Below are 22,042 nucleotides of genomic sequence, written 5' to 3' on the forward strand. Positions count from 1 at the left end.
GTTTCTTTTCCGCTGTATTGGCCGCAGCCATGTTGGGAATCCTGAACGCCTTTTTCAGGCCGATCCTCTTCATCCTGACGCTGCCGATCAACCTTGTCACCTTCGGACTATTTACGTTTGTCATCAACGCGATGATGCTCAAAATGGCTTCCGCGGTCATCCCCGGTTTTGACGTGAACGGTTTCTGGCCCGCGATTTTCGGCTCTCTGCTGATCAGCGTGATAAGCTGGCTTTTGACCTCGTTTGTGAACGAAAGGGGCCGTATTGAATATATCGAGCTTACGAAAAGGAAGGATGGACACTGGGAGCGCTGAAAACCGGCGCTTTGGGAAAGTAAACGCTCTTGCTGAGTTTTGTTATCTTCGATTCATCGTCCGGCTCGGTAGACCGGACTTCCGCGTGAGACGTCTGATAAGGATGACGGACTTGGAAATAAAGGATTCAATCATCGTCGGCAACTTCCGCGGGCACGATTTCGTCCAGCAAGCGCCCCGGTGACTCGAATGTTCCATATACCTCGAGTTGTCTCTGTCTATCTTTCCCTTGAAATTACCCTCCACGCATACGGTGTTCTTAAGAAACAGTATCCCCTGGAATACGCTGTCCGGTCCTATGATGGTCTCGATTTTTGAACTAGAACCATTGCTTGGAAGGGATTTCGAAAAAAGCTTCCCCATCGAGTCATTCCATCCTTTTCCTAATTTTCATTCATGGAAACGTAAGGGGTAAGGGAGTCATTCTCGAAGTCGTAGTCCCATATGAACTGACGTGGATCAATGCATCGCTGTTCCTTAATCACGGAATAATGTAAGTGAGTCCCCGTACTTCGACCGGAATTACCCATGTACGCAATCACTTGCCCTCTTTTGACCTTGTCCCCCGCTTTAACGGCAAACCGATTCAGATGACCGAATACGGTCTCTACGCCGTTCCCATGGCTAAGCTTAAGCACTTTGCCTAAAAAACGTTCCTTGCCGACATCCGTCACTTTCCCATCCGCTGGAGCAATGACCTCGTCGTTGAGTCTGCCCGCGATGTCCAGACCATTATGGAAAGCACTCTGTGAGGTGAACGGGTCTCGCCTCCAGCCGAATCCGGAGGAAATCCAAAAGCCGGTTCCTGCAACCGGCAGGATGGAAGGCATATTCCTGAATCTCTCCTCCTGATGCTCCAGGAAGTCGACGAGCTCCTCGGCCTGTTCCTTTACAAAACTTGCATAGGCCATCAGTCCCTCCCCTTCCGGAGGAACCACGGGAAGCGGCGAGCTAAAATCCGGCATTGCCTCCAGGGCATCCGTATCGCCGGGGGGCAAACCGCCCTGATGGGAGTCTCCGGGAGGAGAAAACTTACGGATTTCCAGCCCCAGATATTGACGTATTCGTTCATCCAGCCTCGATATGTTGCTGAGCCTCTCCCGAATATTCTCAAATCGCTGACTCAGTTCCTCGATCTTTTTCTGATGCGCCAAGAGATCCGCTTCCTTAGCTTCGATCTCTTTTTCGTGCGACAACAGTTCTCCCCGCAAATCTCGATTGGCCTCAACCAGGGAATGTCCCCTCGAGTGCGATAAGTAAACGAGAAAACCGGCCACGAGGGACAATCCCAGCCAGACTCCCAGCGCGACCACGGCCGCGCCCGGGACCGATATCATCCTCGTCGATCTCTTGGGGCCTCCAACCAGTACGACTGTAATTCTCACGTCTGCTCCCCCGAGTCGTTAGAGATGCGCATAAACAGATGGCTCGCTGTTTTCGTACCTGAAAACTTCCACCGAGTTCGAGCATTTTTCGCGTGTATGACTCTTGACGACCAACCGTGAACGTAAGTCTGTCACAACCGGTGGAAATAGGCGCCTGTTTCTCATTTTGTGAATAGAGAATCGCGCCCGGTTAAACCAGCGAGTTTCCCGGTCTCCACGGGAACAACACGGACAGCTTACCCGCAGAGGAGTTGAGTTGACTGAATCGTACTTACGCTCAACCCACGACGCACGACACTTCCGTCGGTTTCCGGCCATGGCACAGTGAGTTGGATGAACAGATAGAAAGGATCGTTCCCCACTTTTTGGAGTTTGAGCAAGGAAGTGGCGATCCTATAGCACACATTCCTGCAAAAGTCAATGAAGTGATTGATGATAAATTCACGAGTCTGAAGTTTGGTGAAAAAAACGAATCTTCGCGCTCTCGGCGGCATACCGTAGCTACATGGTAAGATGTCGAACGTCCTTAACGGCATTAGAAGAAAACGCCTGCGCATCCAGGAAATTTACCATGAATATCCCAGGAAGACGAAGTCGGAACCCTGTGCCCGATCCTCTTCCGTCTCCCGGATCGGTCCCGTTAATTAAAAATACCTTCCTGTCGCATCAGCTCGATTTCCTCTTCCGGATACCCCAACTCCGTCATCACTTCCCGGTTGTGGGTACCCGGTTTGCAGCCGATGTGACGATAGTGGGGTGCGGTTTCCGAGAATTTGATTGGATGGGCCAATTGTCTGACGGTGGTTCCGCCTCCGGCCGGAACGGAGACGACCAGCCCCCGCGCTTCCGAATGCGGGCTCGTCAATGCCTCCTCTAATGAGAGGACCGGTTCAAAACAGGCGTCCACATCCCGGAAAATTCTCACCCACTCATCCCGCGTTTTCGAGCGTATGATCGCTCGCACCTCCTTTTTCACCTCCGAAAGGTTGCCCGGCACCACTCCGCCGGACACGAGATCGGGCCGGCCGATGGCCTCCAAAAAGGCGGCGGAAAACTTCGGCTCCAGACCGCCGAAAGACATGTATTCACCATCCGAAGTCTCATAGAAATCGTAGAGCGATCCACCGTTCAACAGGTGTTCTTCTCTTTTTGGACCAAGGCCGTCCACCAAAAAATCCGTTCCCGCAAGTGCATTGAAGGGCGCCATGCAGTCAGTCATGGCAACGTCCAGGTGTTGTCCCTTGCCCGTGGCGTTTCGACAGAACACACCCGCCAAAATGGCGATGACCGCACTTTGAGACCCGCCCGCCAAGTCGGCCGCCTGAAACGCGGACAAGACAGGGCCTGTCTCCTTCCGTCCCGAATAGGACATCACGCCGGCCTGGGACAAATAGTTGATGTCATGTCCCGCCCTCTGTTCCATGGGCCCGTTCTGCCCATAGCCCGTCAAGGAACAATACACCAGTTCCGGATTCACGTGCTTCAGGCGGTCGTAGTCCAGTTCGAGTTTGGCCATGACTCCCGGCCGAAACTGTTCGATAAGAACGTCATACGTTTGGATCAGGCGATGGACGATCTCTTTGGATCGTGGTTTCTTGAGATCGAGCGTGATGGCCCGTTTACCGCGCCCCAGGTAAGCCAGTTTACTCGAAACGCCGGACGATCCGATAAACGGGGGAAGCAGTTCCACGAGGTCGGGCCGGGATCCGGATCCGGCCCGAAGCACATCCGCGCCCATATCCGCCAAGATGAGCGTTGCAAAAGGTCCCGGCAACAGTGTAGTGAAATCCAATACTTTTAATCCATCGAGCGGTCCAGGCATCAGAAACTCCTTTGGTCTGGTGAGGTAAGCCTGCTATTGTATCAAAGTGACTCGAAATTCCAACGGGGCGTTTCCACGCGAGGGGTCAAGACCTGACGGATGATACGCGGAAGGAGTTCTTGAGGCAAGGCGTTTCCAGGCTGCCATGGCGCGCATTCGGACCGAGCCTTACAGGGTCTTGCACATACCGGCCACATCCCGAGCGACCGGCGCCGGCCAACTCATAGGAGGAGCCTTTTGCATGCTCATAAACGCCGACAAATCCAATTATAAGATGGTTCGTTTCGGACGATATGTCCTTTTTGCAGCCGCGGCCTGCCTGCTTTTGATGTCTGCAGCGTCGGATTGCCGGGCCGTGGCGGTGTTGCGGCACAACCTCGACGTAACGCTGAGCCCGGGGACACAGGAACTCTCCGGCACGGATACCATGACCGTGCGAACGGGAGGCGAACGGGTGCTGCCGTTCCTCCTGGCGCCCAAAGCGCGCGTCCAGGCAGTAACTTCTGGTGCACAGGAGGCCGAGTTCGAATTCGACAAGGGCCGGCTCATGGTGCATGTGCCGCCGGACGTGACCGGAGACCCCATACGCCTTCAAGTGACCTACTCCGCCGTCTTCAGTGACCGCGCCCCGGTGGAGCCGCTGAACGATGAGGATCCAGGTTACGGCTTCGTGGGATCTATTTCTGAAGACGGAGTATTTCTACTGCCGGAAGCCGGGTGGTATCCCGAGCTGCCCGGCGGCATGCCTCTCTTTCTAGTCCGCGTTCGCACGCCTCCCGGGTTCGATGCAATCACGTCGGGTAAGCGGTTGGACCGGCGCTTCCGGGAAGGATTGAATCTTTCCGTATGGGAGACTTCGTACCCCGTGGAAGGGCTGACTCTGTGTGCGGGGAGATATATCGTCCGAGAAGCGCATGTGGGTGATCTGCCGATTTACACGTACTTCTACCCCGGCAACGACGCCTTCTCGGAATCTTACCTCGCGGCCGCCGCCACATATCTCCGGTTTTATATCGAACTGTTCGGACCTTATCCCTTCGAAAAATTCGCGGTGGTAGAGAACTTCTTTCCTACCGGCTACGGATTCCCCTCTTTCACCTTGCTCGGAAGCGAGGTAATTCGCCTTCCCTTTATCGTGAAAACTAGTCTGCCCCATGAAATAGCCCATTCCTGGTGGGGCAACAGCGTGCTGGTGGCCCCTGATTCCGGCAATTGGTGCGAAGGACTCACGACCTACGTGTCCGACTATCTGCTCAAAGAAAAGGAGTCACCGGAAAAAGCCTACGAATACAGGCTCGACATTTTGCGTGACTTTGCGACCCTGGTCGACTCGGAAAACGATATCCCTCTGGATCGCTTCAAGGCTCGTTTCAATCCGGCCCTTCGGGCGGTGGGCTATGGGAAAAGCGCCATGGTGTTTCACATGCTTCGTCGCCTGGTGGGGGATAAACCTTTCTGGGATGGACTCCGTGAGATGCACCAGTCCAAGCGGTTTCAATACGTTGCATGGAACGACTTCACCGTGACGTTCGAGAATGAAAGCGGTCTAGATCTGGCCGGTTTCTTCCGCCAATGGATCCAGCGGTCCGGAGCCCCGTTTATCTCACTCGAAAAAGTGCAACTGCAGCGGAAGGATGGATCGTGGGTCATCGGAGGGAAGATCCTTCAGGAAAAGCCCGCGTATGACATGGGGGTCTCTCTGGCAGTGAAAACCGCACAGAAGGACTTTGAAGTTGCGTTGGATGTGAACCGGTTGGAAACTCCTTTTTCGATCGAATCCGCCGATGCGCCGATAAAGCTTACGGTGGATCCGGACGCCGAACTGTTCCGCCGGCTGCATCCTTCGGAAATCCCCCCTTGCGTAAACTCAGTAAAGGGTTCACAATCCCTCAGTGTGGTGACTTCCAGCGGCCTCACTTCAACCGTTGCCGCGACTTACCTCGATGTGCTAAAAGCTCTGGGGCTTTCCCAAGTCCGCCCCCTGGGCGAAACTCAAACCGAATCCCTATATGCGCGAGACAGCGATCTCTTGTTCGTTGGTCTTCCCAAAGAAAAACAGATTCGGGCCATTTTGCCCGAGGGCTGGGAATTCGGGTCGGGCGGCTTTACTGTGGACGGGAAAACATTTGACGATGCGGGGGACCTGCTGTTTGCCGTATTTCGACATCCGAAATTCGAGCGGCGCGTTGTAGCTGTTCTCTATCCATTGTCAGAGCAGGCGGCCGTCAAAGCTCTAAACAAAATCCCTCACTATGGCAAATATGGGTATCTCGTCTTTTCAAACGGCAGAAACGAAGCTAAAGGGGTATGGCCGGTGTCGGCGTCGCCGCTCACTCGCACGTTCAACTGATGCGGAAGGATGGCGCCGATGAAATACGTCCTCCATGCGGTTTTAGTGGTGATCTCCGTGTCCCTGGCCGTATCTTCCTCAGGAATGGGGCAATCCGTTTCGAAAAACAACTGCGCGGATTACTTGTGGTTATACCAGTAGGGAAGATAATACGCGGTCGGAGGCCTCGTATCGGGGCGTTTGGCCGTGACCGTACCCCAAACTGAAACTCTCGAAACTCCAAACGTGTTGACCATCCAAGATACCATGGTTGCCGAACGACGTTCTTTCACCCATTTCATCCACTGGTTTGCAAGCGAACGCCCGATAGACTGGCGGAAGCGTTTCGGACGCACCGCCCGTCTCGAACTGGAGATCGGCTTCGGCCGGGGAGACTATCTTCGCGAGCGCGCGCAGGCCAATCCGGATACGGATGTTGTAGGCGTCGACCTGAAATGGAAGCCGCTATTGAAAGCCCTGTCGGACCTCGAACACCATAAGGTGGACAATGCGCGGCTCCTTCAGGTGGACGCCGCTGTTGCCTTGGAAAGGCTTATCAGACCTCTGTCCATCGACAACGTGGTTGCCCTTTTTCCTACGCCCTGGCCAAGGGAACAACAGAGCAAACAACGTCTATTTTCCAACGATTTTCTCAAGCTGCTCAATTCTCGCCTCACGCCGGGCGCGCAGGTTCAGATCGTCACGGATCATGAACGCTTCGCCAAGTGGATCCTCGACCAGGCGGCGGATACGGGTTTTGCCGTATTCCGGAGAACCATAGGGCCGACTTTTGGAACCAAGTTCGAACGGAAATGGCTCAGGAAGGGCCAGCGGGAATTCCATGAGCTGCTTTTGCGTAAAGAGATTCACCTGAGCGTACCCCTCAAGGAGGACTCGAACTTGCTCCATTATCATACGGATCGTTTCGCCCCTATAGGTTTTCAGCCGATGGGAGAAAGATGCGAGCACTACCTCATCGAATTCAAGGATTACCTGTACGATCCCGGACAGCGGAAAGGCCTCGTTCGCGCTTTTGTAGCCGAGGGAAGCCTCCTCCAGACCGTGTGGATCGAAATCGTCGAAGAGCAGGGAGGCTGGCGGATAAGGCTCCCCAAGGGCTATGGCGTGGTCCCTACCGAGGGAGTGTTTCGAGCGCTGGAACTCGTGCGAGATCAGGCCGGCAGATGAGTGTGAGGGGATTTCCTGCGCTTTTTGGTTTCAACGAGTCAGAAAGGATCATCATCAGCGGAGAAAAATATGGAGGTTCGCGTTCTTTGGGTTGGAAAGACGCAGGAGGATTACCTTCGCGAAGGCCTCAACATCTTCAAATCACGACTCAAACGGTATCTGGACTTTAAGACCGTGGTCATCAAGGGCGAGAAGATCCCACCTGGAGCCCGAACAGAGCCGCTATTGAAACGAGAAGAACAACGCATATTGGAGGCCTTGGAGCCCGCCGACAAGGTAGTCGTTCTGGATCCCAAGGGGAAAGCCATGGGCTCCATGGAGTTCAGCAAATTCCTGGGAGGCCTTCAAGACCAAGGGATACGCTCCCTTGTGTTCGTTCTGGGCAGTTCCATGGGCCTGGGACCCGCAGTGACGGATCGGGCTGAATTCAGGATCAGCCTGTCGCCCATGACGTTTACTCATGAAATGGCCCGACTGATCCTCCTTGAACAGATCTTTCGGGCCATGACTATTTTAAAGGGAGAGAAGTATCACAAGTAGGTCTCCCATTCGCTTCCCCGCACCCCGTTTGCGTCCACGGAAAGCCGAATGGACACACCCCTATACGGATTCCACCGCCTCTACGGAAGGAATCTCCTGTTTGAGAATCTTCTCGATGCCCATTTTCAGAGTCATCTGTGACATGGGGCACCCCCCGCAAGCACCTGTGAGCTTTACCTTTACCACGTTTCCGTCCAAACCCACTAGTTCCACGTTACCGCCGTCCGCCTGCAGGGCTGGTCGAATCTTGTTTAAAGCGGTTTCTACCTCTTCTCTTGTCATGTTTTCACCTCCGATGGCCCATAGCGCGCCGGCAGATGTGGAATCCACAGCCGTCCCCAATCGACCACGCCATGAATTTTGCCTAAGATTTAAATTCTTTGGATGAAGGTCAACAGACGCTTGCCATCCAACGGTAAGAATAATACCATATACCTTCTAAAGCAAGGCCATGTCTCCAACTGTCCTAAGGCGCCCTTGCACGCATATGCGGTATAACGCGGGAACGGCTGATGCCGCATCCAGAGGAACGCCGGATGAAAATCGATATCGAAACCAAGCCCGAAGCTGATCTTCAAGAGCTGGCCCGTCGAGCCGACGAGTCGTCATTCGCCAGACAGCTCGGCCTGAAAATCCTCGAGGTGGGCCTCGGATACGCCCGAGCCGCTGTCAGAATCAGTCCGGACCGCCACGGAAATCTATTCGGCTATATTCACGGCGCTGCTCTGTATGCGCTGGCCGACCATGCGGGGTCCGTCTGCGGAAACAGCCTGGACCGCAAAGCGGTGATGATTCAATCCACGATGAGTTTCTTCAAGAACCCCGGCCTTGAACAGGACCTTCTGGCGGAGGCGCGCGTAGTGCAGGAGGGAAGGAGGACCGGCCATCTCGAGGTAGACATACGCGACGAGATAGGAGAAATACTGGCTCGCTTTCAGTCAACCATCTATTTTTTTGACGCATAGTAATTGAGAGGCGACATGAATTCCACCATACGCAGAACGGCGCTCTGTTTCATAGCCATTATCTTTCTGGCCGGCAACCTGACCTGTTCCCACAAGAAACCACTCGCCGGGAACGATAGCCAAACCGCAAGGATCGGACTGTTGCAGATCGTAGACGACCCGCTGATGGCGGAGAGTCGTCGCGGATTCATCGAGGCCTTCGACGAGGGCCTTCCAACCCTTGGGAGAGAGATTGACGTCGAGTGGGCAAACGCAGAGGGCAGCAATTTGGCGATCAAACCGATCCTGCTCTCTTTTATTGACGAACCCAAAGATCTTATCGTCACTCTTGGAAGTCCTTGCCTCGACAGGGCTGTTTCCATGGTAGTTGAAATCCCGGTTGTGTTTGGCGTCACCATCAATCCGATGATTCTGGGCCTGAATATCAACAAACGATCCAACTACCCGAATTTCACGGGCACCTACTCAGAACCCCCTCTTGAAGAGTTGGGAGAACTGATGCGCCGCCTGATGCCGAATCTGAAAACAGTGGGTACTGTCTGGAATCCCTCGGAGATCAATTCCCGTTACGAGATGTACCATCTGAGAAAATTCTGTAAGAAGTACGGCTACGTATTGAAGGAAGCGCGCGTCAGGTCCGTAGATCAGCTGGAGGAAAGAACACATCTGCTCCTCGACTATGAACCGGAAGCCGTGGTGATCCTGGCGGACAACACCGTCCTCGAAGGGTTCGACCGGATAGTTCCGCTGATTAAGAAGCGGCGCATACCTATGTTCACGGATGTACCTACCATCGTGAAGGAAGGCGGCGCCGATTTGGGATGGGGATTCGATTTCTTCGAATGGGGCAAAGAAACCGGACGGGTATCTCTCGACGTATTGAGCGGCAAAGCACCTTCCGAGATTCCTATCCGGGAGTTTAGCGTCCATCGGCTGGCGATCGAAGTCAAATCGCTTTCAGCCATGGGAGTCACGGTGCCTCAGGATCTGCTCGACCGCGCGGACAAGGTCTCAGAATAACGTTCCGCAATACAGAGGCCGCACCGATGTGGTTCATGGCTGTGGGAGCGTTTGGATCCGCCGCCGCATTGGACTACATACCGATCCCGAATGCCGCAAAGCAGTTTTTCCCTGGGTTGAGTGGCGTCCGAGGTGAGGGACCTCGTGGAGCGCCTGTAACGATGGCCATGGATAAAGGCGCTTCCACGGCAGCTCAGGCTCTAGTGCTCCGGATGATTCGAATCAAAACAAAAGAAGTCGCGGGAGAAATCGATTGTACAAAGGCATCGACCACATTGCTCTAGCTGCAAAAGACATCGCACAGGCTACCGAGTTTTTTCAATCGGCATTCAAGCTCGATCTGATCATGCCCCTTTCGTACCCTGCGGATGGTGTTCATACGAACCTTGTATTCTCCTTAGGCCCCGATAATGAACTCGAACTGATGGGTCCATTGGGAGACCATGGGTTTCTGGTGCAGTTTCTGGAAAGGAACGGAGAAGGCCTCCATCATCTGGCCCTGGAAGTGACGGACATAGACCGGCACACCGAGGAACTCGAGCAAAACGGAGTGCGTGTCTTCGGTCGAACCGACGCCTTGGGAATGCGGTTCACGTTCCTGCATCCGAAATCCACGCTCTTGGTGGGCATGCAACTCATGCAGAGAAAGCCTCAGAAACCGTCTCGCGATCCTATGATCAAAGGTATCGACTATGTCGCGATTCGAGTGGAGCAGCCCCAGGAGGGACGGCATTTTTTCTTGCGTCAATTGGGGGCGGACATGGTTTCGAGTGAAAGGGAGCCCGTACTGGATTGTTGGTCCGACCATTTTGTTCTGGGGAAAGCCCATTTCCTTCTGCTGTACGACTTTAGGAGCGGTTCTGCCGTCGCGGCGCCGGAAGGACTCCATCACGTGGCCCTGAAAGTGGACAGCCTTTCAGACGCTGTCCGCCACCTCGAACAGTACAACGTTCTTCCTTTGGAGAACTGGTCCGGAGACCACAGCGCCCTGCTCTCTCCAGACCATACGTTTGGATGTGTGTTCAGGTTGATCCAGCGCTCGTGAGGCCGTGAAAGAAGGACTCAGTCCTCGATCAGGCATTCCGGCCATTTTCCTAATGAACTTTTTAGCTTTTTAAAATAAGCTATTGTTATAAAACATGAAATTGAATTAGAACTAAGCAAACGCATAGCGTTGCGTTTCCAATCCGCAGCAGATGCCTAGCCTTTACCGATTCAATTGACACTATAAAGGAGGGGGGCCTTGGACTTTGAACACGGTCCGGATCTTTTGATCTTTCAGCAGAAGGCCCGGGCTTTCATCCGGCAATACATGGCGCCGGAAATCGACGAGTACGATCGCAAGTCCGTGTTTCCAAGGGAGACTTTCAAGAAATTCGGGGCCCAGGGTTTCTTGGGCGCCTCGGTTCCCAAGGACTTCGGCGGACAAGGGCTCGGTACACCCGGATATTGTCTGCTGTGCGAAGAACTGGGGCGTCTGGGAGCGGGCGCGATCCACAACGGCATTTTCCAGACACAAAAGATGATCCTGGTCTGCGGATCGGAAGAGTTGAAGCAGATCTATCTGCCGGGCCTCTGTTCAGGCGACATCCACGCAGCCACGGCGATCTCCGAGCCGGACATGGGATCCAGCTTCGCCATGATGACAACCTCCGCCGGACGAGACGGCGCCTTTTATGTACTGAATGGCGAAAAAACACACATCAACGATGCCGCCGAGGCGGATCTGATCAATGTGTTCGCCAAGACCGACGCCGGTCTGAGCGTTTTTCTGGTCGAAAAGGGAACGGCCGGTTTTTTCGTAACGCAGAAACTCGACCCAATGGGTTTGAGGAGTTCTCCGATATACGCCGTTAAATTCTCGGAGTGCCGAATCCCCGAAACCAGGCTCGTTGGAACAGAAGGAGGCGGGTTGGCCGTATTTACCACTACGTTCAACTTCAGTCGTCTGGGCAACGCCAGCACGTTTATCGGCATGGCAAGAGAAGCTCTGGAAAGAGCCGTCGAGTTTGCCAAACAAAGAAAGATAGGATCGTCGTACGTGGCCGATTTCCAAGGCATAAGGTGGATAGTGGCGGATCTCCACACCAAGCTCGAGGCGGCCGTATTGCTGCGTGACAAGGCTGCCTACACCGAGGAAGCCGGCCGGGACGTCTCGAACCTCTCCTCCATGGCGAAGTACTACGCCGGCGAAATGGCTACGGAAGCCGTGATGAGCGCCATCAGGGTAATGGGGAGCCACGGATGTTACAGGGACAGTCCGTTCGAGCGATTACTCCGGGATGTGAAAGCGCTCGAGATTGCCGGAGGTACTCCCGAAATTATGAAGAATGTAATTGCATCCTCTATTCTGGGCAGGGTGCATAGATCCTGATAGATCAGGCAACTTTATGAGCTCGTCCGGCATTATGCCGACATTTATTTGTTCGAGCGGAGAATGATTATGACATTGACTCATCTAGAGTATGAAAAATTGGACGGAATCGCCCTGATTACGCTTAACCGCCCCGAGAAACTGAACGTGCTTTCCATTCCCATGGCGGAGAGCTTCATCCAGGCGCTGCAGGACGCTAAAGGTGACGCCGGGATCAAAGCCATTGTGATTACCGGCGCGGGAAAAGCGTTTTGCGCCGGGGGAGATATCCAGGAAATGCTGGATGGAAAACTGAAATCCTGGGGCATGAAGCGCTACTTGTGGGAGCATCTTCAAAAGGTGCCCCTGCTCATGGAGGAGACAGACAAACTGATCGTCGCCGCGGTCAACGGCGCCGCGGCCGGAGGAGGTTTTGATCTGGCCTTGGCGTGTGACGTTCGTGCTGCAAGCCCCGACGCCACGTTTATATCATCCTACGTCCGTCTGGGCCTGGCGCCGGGCTTTGGCGGCTGTTACTTTCTGCCTCGCATTGTTGGGCTGGGGCATGCCCTGGAAATTCTACTCTCGGGGAAGGAAGTGAACGCCGAAGAGGCTCTTGATTTGGGGGTGGTGAATCGGTTGTATTCAAAGGAAACGCTCCTGGAAGACACGTTGGCCTGGGCTGCCGAGATGACCAAATGGCCCTTGCCCTCCTTGAAAGTGATCAAACGCGGCGTCCTGCAGGGGCTTCGATCCGATCTGAGAAGCCACCTGGACTACCTGTCCTCTCAGGATGCTTTGCTTTCTTTGACGGACGAGCATCAGGGTATTTTGAGCCGCTTTCAAAAGAAGTGATCGGCCGTCGGAGCGAAGGAGAGGAAGAGCGATGATCCCCTGCGGTCCGTCCGGCGGCGGAGACAGTACTCGAATGCACCGTCCGGGTCGGTCCTTTCAAAGGCGCCTGGGGCTGATGCTCTGATTGAAATGTCCAGTTCCATCGATGTTCGATCATAGAAGAGATAACGAGTGTACGCGACCTTTGTGCGGTAGATTGACGTATTAGGATGGTGGCCCGGATGCATCCGGTTGGCGCAACAAAGTGGACGCGAAAGATTACAGGCCGTTGTCCAGAAATAGCTTGACAATGTCAGGGCCGGCGTAAAGGATGATTTCTGCGATGTGAGGACGGTTGGTGAGCAGAGAAGGAGGACACCGACTTCCCGTCCCTCGATGGGGAAACCCGGAAGAGGAGGTGTTTCCGCTGTACACACACGACGCCATTGGGTAAAACCCGTGTTTCCCTTGAATCGGAGCGTGTTGGTGGCGATCTGACCCTGGACCTTTGCACCACGTTCTCTCCACCAAGCAGGCGGATCGTTTTTCGAACGGGACCGGAACGCTGCCGTACTATTCCAACATCGATCACTTCAAAGACTCTGACATTCGTTCTCGAATTCGTCACGCCGGTCCTTTCGCGGCCGGCGTCAAGTCTCTTTCGGATATGCTTTCGCTCCGCAAGCCGTGTTGCGCAACCACTTTATCTTTCGATTTCATTTGCATCCGATATTCCATAACCAGAGCCGATGAAGCTTCTCTTGACCGTTCTCAGTTCCGAGAGTTGAGTGCGATGATCTCAGCACCCAAGCTTAACATCGCCTCGACCTGAATACCCAACTCCGGAAAAGTAACTCTGATTGCCAGGAAACATTTCACCAATCGAAAAAGGGAGGAAATCGTATGGCAATGGACACAAAGGGGTTGAAAAGGACGAGAGTAGGGGTAATCACCAGGCGACAATTTATCAAAACTTCGTTGGCGGGCGCAGCAGCCGTCGGAGCAGGCGGTCTCGTCTTCCCGCGTTACGGAGCCGCGGAACAAAAGACGCTTAAAATCCTCCAATGGGTCCACTTTGTCCCGGGCTACGACAAATGGTTCAACGAAACATACGTCAAGGAATGGGGTGCGAAGCACGACACGAACGTCATCGTGGACAACATCGGATTGGCCGGTCTTAACGCTAGGGCGGCGGCGGAAGTCTCCGCGCAGAAAGGTCACGACCTGTTTATGTTCCTGTGGCCCAAGCCGGACTATGAAGAACAAGTCATCGACCACAAGGAGATCTACGACGAGTGCATCAAAGATCACGGGAAACCCATCGACCTCGCCATCAAAAGCACTTTCAATCCAAAGACCAAGAAATATTATGGTTTTTCCGACAGTTTCGTGCCCGATCCGGTCAACTACCGCAAGGATTTGTGGGACGCTGTTGGAATTTACCCGGACACCTGGGATGACGTTCGAGCGGGCGGCGCGAAAATAAAACAACAATTCAACGTGCCGGTGGGGATCGGCCTGGCTTCGGAGATCGATACCAACATGGCCATGCGCGCGATCATGTATTCGTACGGATCGTCCGTCCAGGACGAGGAAGGCAACGTGGTCCTCAATTCCAAAGAGACCCTGGAAGCCGTCAAATTCGTAAAGGCACTTTACGACGAATGCATGACGGACGAGGTCTTCACCTGGGATGCTTCCTCCAACAACCGTTTTATGATTTCGGGCAAAGGATCGCTGGTCTTGAACGCCATTTCCGTGACTCGAACCGCGGAGAAGACGGACCCGGAAATGTCCAAGAAGATCTGGCTAGCCAAGGCATGCAAAGGACCCGTGCGCAGAATGGGGCTCGAGCACGTCATGGACGTGTATTGTATCTGGAAGTTCGCCGAGAACATCGACGGCGCAAAGCAGTTCCTGGTGGACTACATCAAAAATTTCCGCAGCGGGTTCCTCGCGAGCGAATATTACAACTTCCCCTGCTTTGCCGGCACGGTCCCGGATCTTAAGCAACTGGTCGCGAATGACCCGAAAGCGGATCCGCCGGATAAATACAAAGTGCTCGAGGACGTTCTGGACTGGGCCACGAATGTGGGATACCCCGGTTACGCCAATGCGGCCATTGACGAGGTTTTCAGCACCTGGATCATCTCCACCATGTTCGCCCGGGCCGCCGTAGGAAAAATGACGCCCCAGGAGGCCATAGGAGCGGCGGACAAGAAGGTGCAGGCGATCTTCGAGAAATGGCGGGCCAAGGGTATGGCCTAGTGCATACCGTCGGCGCCGGACTGGAACCGGCCCGCCTCCGCCTGCGGCGCCTGCTCCCAAGGACCGCTCCACACTGCAGGTTTTCCTGACAACGTACCCATCATGTTTGTATCCCCTTGGGCGGACCCGGCCCAGGGGGATCTGGCGCGAATTCAGCTGACCATTTGGCGCATTATGGAGGAGATGTTGGCCATAGTAGAAACGCGAGGACTCGAAAAGCGGTTCGGTGACGTGCCGGCTGTGGATGGAATTGACATCACCAGCGGGGAAGGCGAATTTCTCGTCCTTCTGGGTCCATCGGGGTGTGGCAAGACCACTCTGCTGCGAATGATCGCCGGACTGGAAAAACCCACGGCCGGAGATATCATGATCGGTGGGAGGGTGGTCACCCACCTGCCGCCCAGGGCGCGAGGCATAGCCATGGTCTTTCAAAGCTATGCGCTATACCCCCATATGTCGATTTTCAAAAACATCGCTTTCCCGCTCAAAGCGCACGGAGCCACCAAGGAAGAGATCAATCGGAAGGTATTATGGGCGGCGTCCATGTTCCGCATCGAGCACCTGCTCAATCGAAAGCCCCGCGCCCTATCCGGAGGAGAACGGCAGCGCGTGGCTCTCGCGCGAGCCCTGGTGAGGGAACCGAACGTCTTTCTCCTGGACGAGCCGCTATCGAATCTGGACGCCAAGCTTAGGACATCGGCTCGGGAAGAACTCTATCGGTTCCAGAAGGAGATTGCCATTACCACCATATATGTAACCCACGACCAGGTCGAAGCCATGGGCATGGGTGACCGTATCGCGGTGATGAACGGGGGAAAAGTGCATCAGTTGGGATCCCCGGTGGATGTCTATACCGAACCGATCGATACCTTTGTAGCCGGTTTCCTCGGTTCCCCTCCGATGAATCTCGTAGACTTTGAAGATCGGATTGTGGGCTTTCGACCTGAATGCTTTCTTCCCCGGGAGATGTACCAGGGACGCGGGGACCTGGTGCAACTTCGTTTCCTGGTCAAGCGGATCGAGGAACTGGGATCGGATCGGCTTGTATATGGCAACCTCGAGGAGCGATTCAACTGCGCCCACGTGATTGCCAGTCTACCTACCAGTTTTACTCACTACTCCGTGCTAACCGGCGCTACTTACCACTTCGCCGTGCCCAACGGAAACGTGAAATTCTTCAGCAAACAGACGGGACTTCGCACGAATGCTCTACCGATTTAAGGAGGTGGAATGGCCACTGGCGGCAGACGAGCAGGAGAAGCGGCCTTGGGCGGGAACAGCCGCCTAAGCCTGCTGGTGGATAACGAAAAGATACTCGGCTTCCTGATGATCGCACCGGCGGTGGCCTACGTCTTGGCCCTGGTCGGCTATCCCCTGGTGCTGGCCTTTATTTATTCACTCAGCGACATGACGGTGGGCAGTACGCACTTCAACTTCGTCGGCTTGAAGAATATCAAATACATTATACAGGACCCCGAATTCCAGACGGCCGTCAAAAACACGCTTCTGTTTACGTTCGTTTCCCAGCTCATCGTAATCGTTCTGGCCAAAATCTTGGCGCTGCTTCTGGTGAAGGATTTCAAGGGAAAGTTTTTCGTTCGCGCCCTTATCCTCATGCCTTATGTGGCCCCGATTTCCCTTGGGGTGATCGGTTGGTTGTGGATGCTGGACTCGATCTACAGCCCCATCAATTGGCTACTCCAGCACACGGGGCTTTTTGGTCCCGACTTCTGGCCCATGTGGTTGGGGAAACCGGACCTGGCCATGACCTCCATCATAACGGTTCACGTGTGGCGTATGCTGCCTCTGGCCACGGTCATTATCCTGGCCGGACTCTGTTCCATCCCCCAGGATATCCAGGACGCGGCCCTCGTTGACGGAGCAGGCTATTTTCGGCAGCTGTTTCAGATCACCATACCCATGATGCTTCCCATCATCATGGTGGCCGTACTGTTCGGGATCGTATTTACGGCAACGGACATCATTATCATTCTGGTGCTGACAAGGGGGGGACCCTACGATTCAACACAGGTTCTGGTCAGCCAGGCCTTTTATACGGGTATCGATGCGGGCGACTTGGCCCAGGGAGCGGCCATTGCTCTGTTTCTCTTTCCACTTCTTCTGGCCGTTGCCATATTCATGCTGCGGATAGCGCGAAGAGCGGAGGTTGCCTGATATGAACACAAAAACTGATCTTCTCAAAGAAATCGTCAAGAATATCACACACTACGTTGTTTTGGGGGTTTTCGCGCTCTTCGCCAGCCTGCCCTTCCTGTGGATGCTGATTACCACCTTCAAGACGGACGCCGATCTCTACAACCGCGCCAATAATCCTTTCTTTTTCAACCAAGCGCCCACGCTGGCGCATATCGAGCACCTGTTTACCGAAACGATGTTTTTTCAGTGGCTGCTGAACACGGCCATTGTGGGCATAAGCGTGGTTGCCATTACTCTGGCATTGGCCATTCCGGCCGGATACAGTCTCGTGCGTCTCGGAGGTCGAACAGGGGAAAAACTCGGCATCGTGATATTTCTCACCTACCTGGTTGCTCCGACCATCCTGTTCATCCCCATGTCGCGCGTGATTGCGGAACTGGGTCTGCAGGATTCGCTCTGGTCCCTCATACTGGTATTCCCCTCCTTCACCATACCGTTCGCCATATGGCTTCTTATGGGTTTTTTCAAAGCCATTCCGCAGGATCTCGAGGAAGCCGCCATGATTGACGGCTACAGTCGACTGGGTGCTTTCATCCGGATGGTCATCCCGATTTCGAAATCGGGAATACTGACGGTGGTCATTTTTAGTTTTACTCTCGTGGTGCAGGAATACATCTACACCCTGACCTTCGTTACGTCCGCCTCCAGATACACGGTGAGCGTCGGCGTGCCGACGTTTCTGGTGCATGGGGACGTGTATAATTGGGGTGCGCTCATGGGAGGGTGTCTCATTGCCTCCCTACCCATCGCCATTGTCTACAATTTCTTTGTGGACCGGTTTATAGGCGGACTGACTCTCGGGGCCGTGAAGGGGTGAACAGTCGCTGCGGATCAAAGACGGCCCGATCCGACTGGACGGCAATCAGGCAGCCTCGGATGAGCCCGGCCTGGAACAGTTCGGCGGCCGCGTCCATTCCCGCCTGGAGTGCGACGCGCCTGGCAGTGGGGGATAAGTTACCCACATAAGACACTACGGGTTTGTCTTTCAGGTCGCTGCGGGGATCCAGCTCACATGCCGGATGCCGCACCACTTCGGAGGATTCCGCGTATACTGCGTTGGCCAGGGCGGTCGCTGCCGCATCGGCCAGGCCGGCGGTAACGGTCCATACGGTGACCAGGTCCGCCAGGCCGAGGGAATGGCTGCGCCCCTGCCAGCCGCTCGAGGCCACACCCCCGACGCCATCCCCGGACGGCACGCGGAGCCTGCCCAGAATCGGCTCATCCGCAAGGCTTCCGAACCTGCGTATCTGCTTGATACCCACCCGGGCCTGTTCACCCGCTTTGAGACGTAACGCGATGTCTCCTCCATTATTGACGATCACCCTGTCCGCGCCCAGCTCCCACGCCCGATCCGCCACCTCGTCGGCCACGGCGCCGGCCACGGAAGCCAGGGGCGTGAGTTCCCGTCCCACAACGGCAGCCGCATCTCTCGCCCTGGCAACTACTCTTGGGAGGGGCCGATCCCGAGGAAGCTCGACAACCGGTTTCTTCAGGTATTCCTGGAAATCCGCCAGCGTGGACAGGCAACCCAAGGCCGTTCGAGCGGACCTTGCGGCGATGACCGGTCGGGGAACCCCTCCTTCCCATGCCGATATGCTCAACGTCATGGGGCCCCAGTCCACCAGAACAAGGTCTTCTCTCAGGACCCGGATCGGTTCCAAGGCACGGGCTCCTGTGTACGGAATGGTTTGATGGCCTCGACGTGTCCTCCCATCTTCGCGTAATCGCTGCGCCGCATGGTGTATTCGATGGGAGCCACCGTCGCCGGGGTGGGCACCCACGAAAAGGCGCCGGGTTTAACCCGCTCGACATCAACGTAAAACGTGATCCCGCCTCCCGGCAGCACGAATACCGGCGCGCCCCCGCAAGTAAGGTTGGCGAGAGCCGAATGCACGGCAAGGGTCAGACGTAAGGGATAGCGGACCACGCCTGCTCGGGCCGAGCCGCCCACCCCACCCACATAGACCGCCGACACTCGAGAGTCCTGGCAGGATTCGGCGATGGCGGCCACAGCCTCTTCGGCCGCCGGGGTAAGCTCCACGGGTTCGAACACACCTTCATCGCTGAGCACGTATAGGGCGGCTTGTCGGCCCGTGGTTTCCGTAATCAGCAATGTGGCGCCGGGCCTGGTGATTGAAGTGTCCACCGATTGGACTACATCCAGGGGATCGGAAAGGCCTGTGCCGCCCCAACCACGCCCGGTGGCGCCGAAATAGCGGCCGGGGGTGGATACGGGGAACGTCAGTTTAAGGCCTGAAGGTGCAACCCCCAGACATCGACCCGCAGCGTGGTGAGTAAACAACGAAGTGATGTGGTGGTCCAGCACAATGACTTCGTCCGCGGCCTTTTCCAGGAACGTCCCAAAAAGACCCGCCGTGGCGGATCCGCATCCGACGCGCATCTTTTCGGCCGTCCGGCCGTCGATTACCGGTGGCTTGCCCACCTGCACTTTCATCTTGGCTCCGTTTTTCACGGATAGCTCCACCGCCTCGCGGTTGGCAATGGCCGCCACGGCGCGGGCGGCGGCGAACCCGCTTTTTCCGGTGAGCCGGTTCACACCGCCGATGGCCAGAATCTTGGACCCGTACTCTTCGGTCTCCACCATTCCCACGACTCGCCCGTCGAAGCGTACATCAGCGCCTTCTTTTCCTACATCGAGGTCCGTGTCGATTTTGAGTTTGATTCCGGAATAGCTCAACGGAGCTTCCGTGACCACGGTAACCACGTCAACGCCGTCACGTTCATCGCTGACGATGTAGGGAGCAGGCACGTAATCCGGGTAGGTTCCGCCGGCTCCTATGGCTGTCAACAGCGGCCTGCGGATGATTCTCTCCGTTTCGACGCCCACCACGTCAATGACTTCGTCGAAGGTGAGCAAAGGTCTGTTTCGCTTCAGTTCGCCACTTCGATTGGTGAAACGATGACAGGCGCCGGTGAGTCCCTCGGGTATTCGGCAGTTCACCGGACAGACGTTGCAGACCACCTCCCCTTCCACGGAAAGCGCAAGCTCTTCAACCGCTTGCCGGGGACAGACTTTCAAACAGGTCCGGCATTGCACGCATGTCTCGCCGATCACCGCTTTCTTGGCTACCACAGCGACGGCCTCCATGGGGCAGTCGCGCACGCATAGGCCGCAGCCGTTGCATCGTTCGGCGTCTATCTTCATGGACGGTCGACCTCCCGCCCCGAGTTCAGAGCTTCCATGATTCTCTCCAGAGAGATCGGCAAATGCCTCATCGGCCTGCCGATGGCACGGCTCACGGCTGATGCCACCGCCGGCGCCGTAGGAATGAGCGCCGGCTCGCCGACGCCCTTGGCGCCGAAGGGCCCGGTCTCTTCCGGCTCCTCGACGATGAACGGGGTTACCCTGGGGGCGTCCGCACTCGTGGGGATGTGATAATGTTGCAGGTTTTCCGTGCGGCCGGTCTGGAAGTCCTCCATTAACGCCATGCCGACGCCCATAAGCACCCCTCCGCATATCTGTCCCGTTACGGCCCGTGGGTTCACGGCCCGGCCCACGTCATGCGCCGCCGCCACCTCCGATACATGGGTCATTCCCGAGGCCGTGTCCACGTTCACCCGCGCACATTGGGCCGCAAAGGCGTACGTGGCGTAGGGTCTGCCCTGCCCGGTTTCCGGATCCAACGAGGTGACATTGGGGTCGAATCTGCCGTTGCCCTTGATGATCTTGCCTCGCCCGGTCATGACCCGCACCACTTCATTAACGTCCATGCAAACATCCGGGTCGTCCCGGCTCACGACGTGATCGCCTTTCAGCTCGAGTTCCAAATGACGGCGGCCCAGCACTTCGCGTGCGCCATCGAGGATCCTCATCTCGAGATTATCCGCGGCAGCCAACACCGCATTACCCGATATGTACGTCTGGCGGCTCGCCGAAGTGGCGCCCGACGACGTGGTACGATCCGTGTCTCCACGGCAGAGCTTGATTCGATCCGGCTCGAGTCCAAGGCGCGTCGCCGCCAATTGGCGCAAAACCGTGTCCGACCCCTGACCGATGTCCGCCGCGCCGGTGTAAAGGATCAGCTTGCCTTTCCGTGTCCATTCGAGCTGGGCCGTGGAAGGATTCGAGACCCCTGTGTTGCCGATGCCATAAAACATGCCCGCCACACCGACCCCCTCGAGTCGGTTCCGGTCGGAGGTCGCTCGACGTCGCCAGTTTTCGTAGATGGGCCGGATTTTTTCCAGGCATTGGACCATGCCCACCCCGCTCTTGAGCAGTTGGCCGGTGGCGGTACGGGATCCGTTACGCAGGGCGTTCAGCACACGAATCTCCAACGGATCCATGTCCAGGCGGCGAGCCAGTGCATCCATCTGCCCTTCGTGCGCCAGAGCCGCTTGAGGCACCCCAAAGCCCCGCATGGCTCCGTTCCAGGCATTGTTCGTATAAGCCATGCGGCAGCGAACGTGCACATTAGGGACAACATAGGGACCCGTGGCGTGAACCGCGGCCCTCGCATTCACGGCCGACCCATACGATGCAAAAGCCCCCGTGTCCGACAGCATGTCCGCTTTCACGGCGGTAAGTCGGCCCCGGTCGTCCGCTCCGGTAGTGAAGCGCATGCGAAACGGGTGTCGCTTGGCCGTGGCGACAAAAGACTCTTCTCTTGTGAAACACATGCGAACAGGTCTGTGGAGATGCCACGCAGCCAGAGCAAGAAAAGGCTGCACGGACAGGTCCAGCTTTCCTCCGAACCCGCCCCCGGTTTCCGCCTGCACCACCCGTATCCTCTCGACCTCCACCCCGAGGAACAACGCCAGATCCTCCCGGTCATAGTGAGGATTCTGG

The 22,042-nt window shown here is 55.9% G+C and carries 20 protein-coding genes; 14 read left to right on the plus strand and 6 right to left on the minus strand.

The window, feature by feature from the left end:
- Positions 1-29 precede the first annotated feature (29 nt).
- A complete protein-coding gene (locus HY788_04070; GenBank protein MBI4773348.1) occupies positions 30-314 on the plus strand; it encodes a phage holin family protein in 285 nt (94 codons plus the stop codon).
- Between the two features lie 383 nt (positions 315-697).
- Here HY788_04070 and HY788_04075 read toward each other — a convergent pair whose 3' ends face one another.
- Both HY788_04075 and HY788_04080 read right to left on the minus strand, forming a co-directional pair.
- Positions 698-1,699, minus strand: coding sequence for a peptidoglycan DD-metalloendopeptidase family protein (locus HY788_04075; GenBank protein ID MBI4773349.1), 1,002 nt, complete (start codon positions 1,697-1,699; stop codon positions 698-700).
- A gap of 640 nt (positions 1,700-2,339) precedes the next feature.
- Positions 2,340-3,521, minus strand: coding sequence for a CoA transferase (locus HY788_04080; GenBank protein MBI4773350.1), 1,182 nt, complete (start codon positions 3,519-3,521; stop codon positions 2,340-2,342).
- A gap of 241 nt (positions 3,522-3,762) precedes the next feature.
- Between HY788_04080 and HY788_04085 the strand changes: the two genes are divergently transcribed.
- From HY788_04085 to HY788_04095, 3 genes are all read left to right on the plus strand, one after another.
- Positions 3,763-5,871 carry a M1 family peptidase gene (locus HY788_04085; protein ID MBI4773351.1) on the plus strand — a complete coding sequence of 703 codons (2,109 nt, stop codon included), beginning with the start codon at positions 3,763-3,765 and terminating at the stop codon, positions 5,869-5,871.
- Positions 5,872-6,057: 186 nt separating this feature from the next.
- Entirely contained in the window at positions 6,058-7,038 is a 981-nt protein-coding gene (locus HY788_04090; protein ID MBI4773352.1) for a hypothetical protein, read from the plus strand.
- A gap of 69 nt (positions 7,039-7,107) precedes the next feature.
- Complete coding sequence (locus tag HY788_04095) at positions 7,108-7,578, plus strand: 23S rRNA (pseudouridine(1915)-N(3))-methyltransferase RlmH (protein MBI4773353.1); 471 nt, start codon at positions 7,108-7,110, stop codon at positions 7,576-7,578.
- 60 nt (positions 7,579-7,638) lie between these two features.
- Here the strand turns inward: HY788_04095 and HY788_04100 are convergent, their stop codons facing one another.
- Positions 7,639-7,860: a NifU family protein gene (locus HY788_04100; GenBank protein MBI4773354.1), complete on the minus strand. Its 222-nt coding sequence runs from the start codon at positions 7,858-7,860 to the stop codon at positions 7,639-7,641.
- 254 nt (positions 7,861-8,114) lie between these two features.
- Here HY788_04100 and HY788_04105 point away from each other — a divergent pair, with 254 nt between their 5' ends.
- From HY788_04105 to HY788_04150, 10 genes are all read left to right on the plus strand, one after another.
- Entirely contained in the window at positions 8,115-8,543 is a 429-nt protein-coding gene (locus HY788_04105) for a PaaI family thioesterase (GenBank protein ID MBI4773355.1), read from the plus strand.
- Between the two features lie 15 nt (positions 8,544-8,558).
- Complete coding sequence (locus tag HY788_04110) at positions 8,559-9,563, plus strand: ABC transporter substrate-binding protein (GenBank protein MBI4773356.1); 1,005 nt, start codon at positions 8,559-8,561, stop codon at positions 9,561-9,563.
- A 35-nt stretch (positions 9,564-9,598) separates the two neighbouring features.
- Positions 9,599-9,847 (plus strand): hypothetical protein, encoded by a 249-nt coding sequence (locus HY788_04115; protein ID MBI4773357.1) that lies wholly within the window; start codon positions 9,599-9,601, stop codon positions 9,845-9,847.
- Positions 9,817-10,608 carry a VOC family protein gene (locus HY788_04120; GenBank protein MBI4773358.1) on the plus strand — a complete coding sequence of 264 codons (792 nt, stop codon included), beginning with the start codon at positions 9,817-9,819 and terminating at the stop codon, positions 10,606-10,608. The genes HY788_04115 and HY788_04120 overlap by 31 nt, the downstream gene beginning before the upstream one ends.
- Before the next feature lie 198 nt (positions 10,609-10,806).
- Positions 10,807-11,937, plus strand: a complete 1,131-nt coding sequence (locus tag HY788_04125; GenBank protein MBI4773359.1) for an acyl-CoA/acyl-ACP dehydrogenase — start codon at positions 10,807-10,809, stop codon at positions 11,935-11,937.
- Between the two features lie 69 nt (positions 11,938-12,006).
- Complete coding sequence (locus tag HY788_04130) at positions 12,007-12,771, plus strand: enoyl-CoA hydratase/isomerase family protein (protein ID MBI4773360.1); 765 nt, start codon at positions 12,007-12,009, stop codon at positions 12,769-12,771.
- Between the two features lie 882 nt (positions 12,772-13,653).
- Positions 13,654-15,018: an extracellular solute-binding protein gene (locus HY788_04135; GenBank protein MBI4773361.1), complete on the plus strand. Its 1,365-nt coding sequence runs from the start codon at positions 13,654-13,656 to the stop codon at positions 15,016-15,018.
- A gap of 183 nt (positions 15,019-15,201) precedes the next feature.
- Entirely contained in the window at positions 15,202-16,239 is a 1,038-nt protein-coding gene (locus HY788_04140) for an ABC transporter ATP-binding protein (protein MBI4773362.1), read from the plus strand.
- A gap of 9 nt (positions 16,240-16,248) precedes the next feature.
- Positions 16,249-17,193, plus strand: coding sequence for a sugar ABC transporter permease (locus tag HY788_04145; GenBank protein MBI4773363.1), 945 nt, complete (start codon positions 16,249-16,251; stop codon positions 17,191-17,193).
- Between the two features lies 1 nt (position 17,194).
- Entirely contained in the window at positions 17,195-18,052 is an 858-nt protein-coding gene (locus HY788_04150) for a carbohydrate ABC transporter permease (GenBank protein ID MBI4773364.1), read from the plus strand.
- Here the strand turns inward: HY788_04150 and HY788_04155 are convergent.
- From HY788_04155 to HY788_04165, 3 genes are all read right to left on the minus strand, one after another.
- Positions 18,015-18,896, minus strand: coding sequence for a UPF0280 family protein (locus HY788_04155; GenBank protein MBI4773365.1), 882 nt, complete (start codon positions 18,894-18,896; stop codon positions 18,015-18,017). The genes HY788_04150 and HY788_04155 overlap by 38 nt on opposite strands.
- A complete protein-coding gene (locus HY788_04160; protein ID MBI4773366.1) occupies positions 18,875-20,401 on the minus strand; it encodes a 4Fe-4S dicluster domain-containing protein in 1,527 nt (508 codons plus the stop codon). Before HY788_04160 ends, HY788_04155 begins: the two co-directional genes overlap by 22 nt.
- On the minus strand, positions 20,398-22,042 hold a 1,645-nt coding region (locus tag HY788_04165; protein MBI4773367.1), incomplete at its 5' end, for a molybdopterin-dependent oxidoreductase. The genes HY788_04165 and HY788_04160, both read right to left, overlap by 4 nt.

The sequence above is a fragment of the Deltaproteobacteria bacterium genome, assembly GCA_016208165.1.
GTDB lineage: Bacteria > Desulfobacterota > Desulfarculia > JACQYL01 > JACQYL01 > JACQYL01.

What these genes read in the sequence shown, in the direction of transcription:
- HY788_04070 (MBI4773348.1), top strand. Translation starts at nt 30, where the DNA reads ATGTTGGGAATCCTGAACGCCTTTTTCAGGCCGATCCTCTTCATCCTG.
- HY788_04080 (MBI4773350.1), bottom strand. Translation starts at nt 3,521, where the DNA reads ATGCCTGGACCGCTCGATGGATTAAAAGTATTGGATTTCACTACACTG.
- HY788_04085 (MBI4773351.1), top strand. Translation starts at nt 3,763, where the DNA reads ATGCTCATAAACGCCGACAAATCCAATTATAAGATGGTTCGTTTCGGA.
- HY788_04095 (MBI4773353.1), top strand. Translation starts at nt 7,108, where the DNA reads ATGGAGGTTCGCGTTCTTTGGGTTGGAAAGACGCAGGAGGATTACCTT.
- HY788_04100 (MBI4773354.1), bottom strand. Translation starts at nt 7,860, where the DNA reads ATGACAAGAGAAGAGGTAGAAACCGCTTTAAACAAGATTCGACCAGCC.
- HY788_04105 (MBI4773355.1), top strand. Translation starts at nt 8,115, where the DNA reads ATGAAAATCGATATCGAAACCAAGCCCGAAGCTGATCTTCAAGAGCTG.
- HY788_04110 (MBI4773356.1), top strand. Translation starts at nt 8,559, where the DNA reads ATGAATTCCACCATACGCAGAACGGCGCTCTGTTTCATAGCCATTATC.
- HY788_04115 (MBI4773357.1), top strand. Translation starts at nt 9,599, where the DNA reads ATGGCTGTGGGAGCGTTTGGATCCGCCGCCGCATTGGACTACATACCG.
- HY788_04130 (MBI4773360.1), top strand. Translation starts at nt 12,007, where the DNA reads ATGACATTGACTCATCTAGAGTATGAAAAATTGGACGGAATCGCCCTG.
- HY788_04135 (MBI4773361.1), top strand. Translation starts at nt 13,654, where the DNA reads ATGGCAATGGACACAAAGGGGTTGAAAAGGACGAGAGTAGGGGTAATC.
- HY788_04140 (MBI4773362.1), top strand. Translation starts at nt 15,202, where the DNA reads ATGTTGGCCATAGTAGAAACGCGAGGACTCGAAAAGCGGTTCGGTGAC.
- HY788_04145 (MBI4773363.1), top strand. Translation starts at nt 16,249, where the DNA reads ATGGCCACTGGCGGCAGACGAGCAGGAGAAGCGGCCTTGGGCGGGAAC.
- HY788_04150 (MBI4773364.1), top strand. Translation starts at nt 17,195, where the DNA reads ATGAACACAAAAACTGATCTTCTCAAAGAAATCGTCAAGAATATCACA.
- HY788_04160 (MBI4773366.1), bottom strand. Translation starts at nt 20,401, where the DNA reads ATGAAGATAGACGCCGAACGATGCAACGGCTGCGGCCTATGCGTGCGC.